Origin of the sequence: Streptomyces sp. NPDC012888 (assembly GCF_042900645.1) — a bacterium.
Classification (GTDB): Bacteria; Actinomycetota; Actinomycetes; order Streptomycetales; family Streptomycetaceae; genus Streptomyces.
On record NZ_JBIBBM010000021.1, the window covers coordinates 94,723 to 101,197 of the forward strand.

At 71.8% G+C, this 6,475-nt stretch carries 6 protein-coding genes; 1 reads left to right on the plus strand and 5 read right to left on the minus strand.

Going from position 1 to position 6,475, the window contains the following annotated elements; translation table 11 throughout:
• Positions 1–56: 56 nt before the first annotated feature.
• The 5 genes from ACFY61_RS30185 to ACFY61_RS30205 form a co-directional block, all read right to left on the minus strand.
• Positions 57–1,028, minus strand: coding sequence for an acyl-ACP desaturase (locus ACFY61_RS30185; RefSeq protein ID WP_389477208.1), 972 nt, complete (start codon positions 1,026–1,028; stop codon positions 57–59).
• Between the two features lie 188 nt (positions 1,029–1,216).
• Positions 1,217–1,450, minus strand: a complete 234-nt coding sequence (locus tag ACFY61_RS30190; protein WP_389477211.1) for a hypothetical protein — start codon at positions 1,448–1,450, stop codon at positions 1,217–1,219.
• Between the two features lie 51 nt (positions 1,451–1,501).
• Complete coding sequence (locus tag ACFY61_RS30195) at positions 1,502–2,353, minus strand: helix-turn-helix transcriptional regulator (RefSeq protein ID WP_389477214.1); 852 nt, start codon at positions 2,351–2,353, stop codon at positions 1,502–1,504.
• Between the two features lie 249 nt (positions 2,354–2,602).
• Complete coding sequence (locus tag ACFY61_RS30200; RefSeq protein ID WP_389477216.1) at positions 2,603–4,255, minus strand: ABC-F family ATP-binding cassette domain-containing protein; 1,653 nt, start codon at positions 4,253–4,255, stop codon at positions 2,603–2,605.
• Positions 4,256–4,497: 242 nt separating this feature from the next.
• Positions 4,498–4,914, minus strand: coding sequence for an SsgA family sporulation/cell division regulator (locus tag ACFY61_RS30205; RefSeq protein WP_389477218.1), 417 nt, complete (start codon positions 4,912–4,914; stop codon positions 4,498–4,500).
• 220 nt (positions 4,915–5,134) lie between these two features.
• Here ACFY61_RS30205 and ACFY61_RS30210 point away from each other — a divergent pair, with 220 nt between their 5' ends.
• Positions 5,135–6,307 (plus strand): WD40/YVTN/BNR-like repeat-containing protein, encoded by a 1,173-nt coding sequence (locus ACFY61_RS30210; protein ID WP_389477220.1) that lies wholly within the window; start codon positions 5,135–5,137, stop codon positions 6,305–6,307.
• Positions 6,308–6,475: the final 168 nt, after the last annotated feature.

A 6,475-nucleotide genomic window follows, 5' to 3' on the forward strand; every position in this document is an offset into this window, starting at 1 on the left:
GAATCGCCGTCACCCGCACGGGGGAGGCGGGTGCGCCGATCCGGCCGCGGCGCGCGTCAGCCCTTGCGGGCGGCCAGGCGCGCGGCCCGGGCCGCGAGGCGCTCGTCGAACTTCTTCGCCTCCGAGTCCAGGCCGTCCATGAACAGGCCGAGCTCCTCCTGCGCCTTCTGGCCCTCCGGGCCGAGGTCCTCGATCTCCATGATCTTCAGGAAGCGGAGCACGGGGCTCAGCACGTCGTCGTGGTGGATCCGCAGGTTGTACACCCCACCGATCGCCATCTGCGCGGCCATCCGCTCGAAGCCGGGCATGCCGTGTCCGGGCATCCGGAAGTTGACCACCACGTCCCGCACCGCCTGCATGGTGAGGTCGGGGGCGATCTCGAAGGCCGACTGCAGCAGGTTCCGGTAGAAGATCATGTGCAGGTTCTCGTCGGCCGCGATGCGCGCCAGCATCCGGTCGCAGACCGGGTCGCCGGACTGGTGGCCGGTGTTGCGGTGCGAGATGCGGGTGGCCAGCTCCTGGAAGGCCACGTAGGCGACCGAGTGCAGCATCGAGTGCCGGTTGTCGGACTCGAAGCCCTCCGACATGTGGGCCATCCGGAACTGCTCCAGCTTGTCCGGGTCGACGGCGCGCGACGCCAGCAGGTAGTCGCGCATCACGATGCCGTGCCGGCCCTCCTCGGCGGTCCACCGGTGCACCCAGGTGCCCCAGGCGCCGTCACGGCCGAACAGGGTGGCGATCTCGTGGTGGTAGCTGGGCAGGTTGTCCTCGGTGAGGAGGTTCACCACCAGCGCGATCTTGCCGATCTCGGTGACCTTGGACTGGCTGGGGTCCCAGGCCTCCCCGTCCTCGAAGAAGCCGGGGAAGTTCCGGCCGTCGCTCCACGGCACGTACTCGTGCGGCATCCAGTCCTTGGTGGTCTTCAGGTGCCGGTTGAGCTCCTTCTCGACCACCTCTTCCAGCGCGTACAGCAGCTTGGCGTCGGTCCACGCCTCCGAGCTGCCGAGGTGGGGAGAGGTGAGCGTCACGGGTACTCCTGGGGACAAAGCGAATTACCTACGGTTCCGTAGCCTACGAATCCGTAGGTTAAACGCGGCGTCAAGACCAGCCAAGCCCGCCCCTGGCCTATGTCCCGGTACGTTGAGTTATGTGCGCAGGTGGGGGCGGGGGTGGACGAGCCCCGGAAGGATGAAATTCGGCCAGACCGGTACCCGTCTCACGCCAGTAGGTGATCAGCGGCCCCCGCCTTGACGGCGGAGACCAGCGCCCGCAGCGCCTCGATCGAGTCCGTGACGAACTCCTCGGACCCCGTCGTGCCGATGTACGCCCTGCCGTCCGCGTCCCGGCCGAAACGGAAGCAGTTGGCGCCCTCGCTGCAGAAGCCCTCCTCCCAGGAGATCGCGGGCGGCGTCGGCGCGCTGGTCTCGGGCGCGGTGTTCATGGTGGGCATCTCGTCTCGTCGTCCGTTCTGGAGGGGGCCGCGTCCGTCAGGGGAGCGGCGTCACAGGTCCCGGGCGATGGCCCGGATGAAATCGCGGGAGGCGCGGTCCGGCAGGGCCAGCGTCCGCAGCCGCTCCAGCAGCCCCCGGTAGCGCCGCAGCTTCATGCCCGAGTCCAGGAGCATCGAACCGTGCGAGGTGTCGAGCTGGACGGTGTCCAACTGGCGGGTCGCGGCGACCGCGTACGTGAACGACTGCCCGGCCCCCGGGAACCCGCCGGCCGTGAACGGGATCACCCGAACCGTCGTCCCGTCCCGCTCCGACTGGCCCAGTATGTGCTCCAGCTGCGCCCGTGCGACCTTGGGCCCGCCGAACTGCATGCGCAGCGCGGCCTCGTGGATCACCACCTCGTACAGCGGCGGCCGCTCGCGCTCGAAGACCAGCTGCCGGCTCATCCGCAGGGCCAGCCGAGCCCTCAGGTCCGGATCCGGGAGCGGTGGGTCGGCGGTGGCGAAAACGGCCCGCGCGTGCGCCTCGGTCTGCAGCAGGCCGGGTATGTGGGTGGTCACCGCCGTGTGCAACTCCACCGAGTGGTGCTCCAGTTCACAGATGTCGAGCAGGGCGGGCGGGAGCACCCCGCGGTGCTGCTCCCACCATCCCTTGGTCCGCTCCTGGGCCATGGCGGCGAGCAGGTCCACCAGGCCGGTGTCGGGGCAGTCGTAGTTGTAGGCGAGGGTGCGCACGCGCTCGGCGGTGATGCCGATCCGGCCGGATTCGATGTTCGGGATGCGGGTGCGGTCCACCCCCAGGAGCGCCGCCGCCTGCTGCACCGTCATGCCCGACTGCTCACGGAGCTTGCGCAGCTCGCCACCCAGGCGCTGCTGGCGGGCCGTCGGCGTACTCCTCGGTGGCACGATTCCCCTCTCCGCGCGGCGCACCTGCTTGCGCTACGGTCGGTAGTGCCAGTCTCACACGGGGCGACCTCGTGCTTCAGGCTGGCGACCCGCGATTTTCGGTCTTCCCTGAAGCCCGCGCGGCGCGTAATGCCCGGTCGTCGTCGAGTTACGGCCCATGGGGCCGACCCCGGTCCGCCCGGTGCGCGCGCCGCGGGACGGCACCGGGCCCTGGGCGTCACTGCCCAGGGCCCGGTGAACGTCGCCGTGTCACTCGTCCCACATGGACGCCCGGACCTCCTCGGCCGAAGTCGGCCGCAGCTCGCCGTCCTCCAGCCGCAGCCACCGCGTGACGCCGATCGACTCCAGGAACGGCACGTCGTGGCTGGCCACCATCAGCGCCCCCTGGTAGGACTCCAGCGCGTCGGTCAACTGCCCCACGCTCGCCAGGTCCAGATTGTTCGTCGGCTCGTCCAGCATCAGCAGCTGCGGAGCCGGCTCCGCCAGCAGCAGCGCCGCCAGCGCCGCCCGGAACCGTTCGCCGCCCGACAGCGTGCCGGCCGGCCGGTCCGCCCGGCCGCCGCGGAACAGGAAGTGCGCCAGCCGCGCCCGGATCCGGTTGTCGGTGGCCTGCGGCGCGAACCGTGCCACGTTCGCCACCACCGACAGCCGGTCGTCCAGCACGTCCAGCCGCTGCGGCAGGAACCGCACGGGTACGTGCGTCTCCGCCTCCCCGGCCACCGGCCGCAGCAGCCCCGCCACCGTGCGCAGCAACGTGGTCTTGCCCGACCCGTTGCGCCCCACCAGCGCGACCCGCTCCGGACCGCGCAGTTCCAGCTCACCCGGCACCGCGCGCACCGCACCGGCGTGCGCGAGCTGCAACCCGCGCAGCGTAAGCACCCGCCGCCCGGGCGGCACCCGCGTGGCCGGCAACTCGATCCGGATCTCGGCGTCGTTCCGCACCGCCTCCACCGCCTGGTCGAGCCGCTCCCGCGCCTCGGCCAGCTTCTCGGTGTGCATGATGCGGTGCTTTCCGGCCGACTCCTGCGCGGCCCGCTTCCGAGCGCCCATGACGATCTTGGGCTCCCGTTTGTTCTCGTACATCTTCTGCCCGTACCGCTTGCGCCGGGCCAGCCTGACGTGCGCCTCGACCAGCTCCCGCTTCTGCCGCTGGACGTCGGCCTCCGCGACCCGGACCAGCCGCTCGGCCGTCTCCTGCTCGGCGGCGACGATCTCCTCGTACGCCGTGAAGTTGCCGCCGAACCAGCGGACCTCTCCCTCGCGCAGCTCGGCGATCTGGTCGACGCGTTCCAGCAGTTCACGGTCGTGACTGACCACGACCATCACGCCGGACCAGGCCTCCACGGCCTCGTACAGCCGCCGCCGGGCCCGTAGGTCGAGGTTGTTCGTCGGTTCGTCCAGCAGCAGTACGTCCGGCCGGGCGAGCAGCAGCCCGGCCAGCCGCAGCAGCACCGTCTCGCCGCCCGACAGGTCCCCGACGGTGCGGTCCAGGCCGATCCCTCCGAGGCCCAGCCGGTCGAGCGTGGCGTGCGCGCGCTCCTCGACGTCCCAGTCGTCGCCGACGGCCGCGAAGTTCGCCTCGGTGGCCTCACCCGCCTCGATGGCGTGCAGGGCGGCCCGGGCGCCGGCGATGCCGAGCACCTCGTCCACCCGGAGCGCGGTGTCGAGGATGATGCCCTGGGGGAGCAGGCCGACCGTGCCGGCCACCGTGACCTGGCCGTCCGTGGGCTGGAGTTCACCCGTGATCAGTTTCAACAGGGTCGACTTGCCGGAGCCGTTGAGACCGATCAGACCGGTCCGGCCGGGGCCCACGGCCAGTTGCAGCTCCTCGAAGACCGGGGTTCCGTCAGGCCAGTCGAAGGAGAGGGAGGAGCAGGTGACGAAGACGGGGGCAGTACTCATGGAGGCCTCCAGGTTGCGTGGATGGTGATGTGCAACGTGGGGAGACACCCGACGGATGGGGCGGGGCGAGGGTCGGTGTCTCCAGCCTCAGAAGAGCAATGGCCTGATCCGTTCGAAGACGAAGGCGCGCCCCGGGCTGGGGCGGTACCGGAAGGGGATGGAGGGGGCGTGCCGCCGCCCTCTCGTCCACGAACGTACGGATGGCCGGTGCCACCCGCAAACGATTTACCGGCCCGGGACGGTCAGCAGGAGCCGCGCATGAGTTCGGCCAGGCTGTGGTCCACGTCCAGGTAGAGGTGCTCCACGCCGGCCGGCACCACCGTGAAGGACCGGTCCAGGAAGCGGCGCAGGTCCTCGGACTCCATCAGTACGATCGCCACGCCCTCGGGCGCGTGGAACTCCACCACCGTGTGGCCGGCGCCATAAGGGCGCACGCGCACGTCGCCGTGGCCGGCCGCGCGCACCAGGCCGGCCTCGAGGAGCTCGCGGGCGAAGGACCACGAGACCTCGACGCCTTCGAGGGTCGCGGGGGCGGGGAAGGCCATGCGGACGGCGAACGGGTCGGCCTGGTCGTAGCAGAGGGTGACGGGAATGGATTCGAGCTTCGGAGCGCTGGCGACCAGTCGTGCCTGAACGGCCTGCTCGATGACGGTGATCAAGACTCGCTCCCTTGCTGCGTCACGGTTGCGGGGCGGAGGGGTGGGGCCCCGCACCCGGATAGACGTCGAAACGACCGGAAGCGTGCACGGGAACACTGCGTGAGCTACGTCACCGAATGGCCGGTTCTGCGCTGTGCGATCGCACGGAGTGATCGGGTCCGGCTGTGTCAGGGGCCGGGCTGCGTTAGCTTCCGGCGCCATGAGGCTTCTTCGAGTTGGCATGTGCGCGGCAATGATGGCGGTGGGTCTGCTGGCCGCCCCGGGAGCGGCCCAGGCGGCACGCGGTGGAGCGGGAGAGGGGGCGGGCCCGGCGGCGGACGCCGCGCTCGGCGTCGGTTGGTCGCTCAAGCCGACCGGTACGGACGCCCGCCTGCGCGGCCTGTCCGCGGTGAGCCGGACCACCGCCTGGGTGTCGGGCTCCAAGGGGACCGTCCTGCGCACACAGGACGGCGGACGCAGCTGGCAGAACGTTTCCCCACCGGCGGCGGCCGGGCTCGAACTGCGGGACATCGAGGCGTTCGACGCGCGGCGGGCCGTCGCCCTGTCCATCGGAGAGGGCGAGGCGTCCAGGATCTTCCGGACGGAGGACGGCGGCGCGACCTGGACCGAAGCCTTCCGCAACCCCGACCACCGGGCCTTCTACGACTGCCTCACCTTCTTCGACTCCCGCCACGGTCTGGCGATGAGCGACCCGGTCGACGGCAGGTTCCGGATCCTTTCGACCGACGACGGCGGGCGCACCTGGCGGGTGCTGCCGGCGGACCGGATGCCGGAGGCGCTCCCGGGCGAGGCGGGCTTCGCCGCGAGCGGCCAGTGCCTGGTCAGCGCCGGGCCGCGCGACGTGTGGCTGGCGACGGGAGGTGCCTCGAAGGCCCGCGTCATGCACTCGGCGGACCGCGGGCTGACCTGGACGGTCACCGACGCGCCGGTCCCCGCCGGGGACCCGGCGAAGGGAGTCTTCGGCCTCGCCTTCCGCGACCGCCACCACGGCCTCGCGGTGGGCGGCGACTACCGCACGGGCCAGCCCTCGCCGCTGGCCGGAGCGGTCACGGCGGACCGCGGCCGCAGCTGGCAGCCCGCGGCGCAACCGCCGCGGGCCTACCGCTCGGGCGTGGCGTGGGTGCCGTTCCTCCGGCCGGTGGCACTCGCGGTGGGGCCGACGGGCACGGACGTCACCCTGGACGCGGGAACGACCTGGCGCCCGCTGGACGAGGAGTCGTTCGACACGGTGGACTGCGCGGGGCCGACGGATGGTGGCGCGGGTGAGGCGGCTGGGGCGACTGGTGGGGCGACTGGGGCGACTGGGGCGGCTGGTGGGGCGGCGCTGGGAGTGGGTGCCGGGTGCTGGGCGGCGGGCGAGAAGGGGCGGGTGGGCAGGCTGGAGCTGAACTGAACTGAACTGGGCTGGGCTGAGCGGTGGGTCGGGGGTGGGGGCGGGTGGGCCCTGCTGGGGCGGGGGTGTTGGTTGCGTCGGGGTGGTTGCCCGTCCGTCCCATCGTCCTTCCGGGGCGTGCGTCGGCGTCAAGGGCGCTCCTTCGTCGCGTCGCTGCGCGATGGCCTT

Excerpts from the sequence above, each read along its gene's own strand:
- ACFY61_RS30200 (WP_389477216.1), bottom strand. The coding sequence starts at position 4,255 with ATGAGTACTGCCCCCGTCTTCGTCACCTGCTCCTCCCTCTCCTTCGAC.
- ACFY61_RS30190 (WP_389477211.1), bottom strand. The coding sequence starts at position 1,450 with ATGCCCACCATGAACACCGCGCCCGAGACCAGCGCGCCGACGCCGCCC.
- ACFY61_RS30210 (WP_389477220.1), top strand. The coding sequence starts at position 5,135 with ATGTGCGCGGCAATGATGGCGGTGGGTCTGCTGGCCGCCCCGGGAGCG.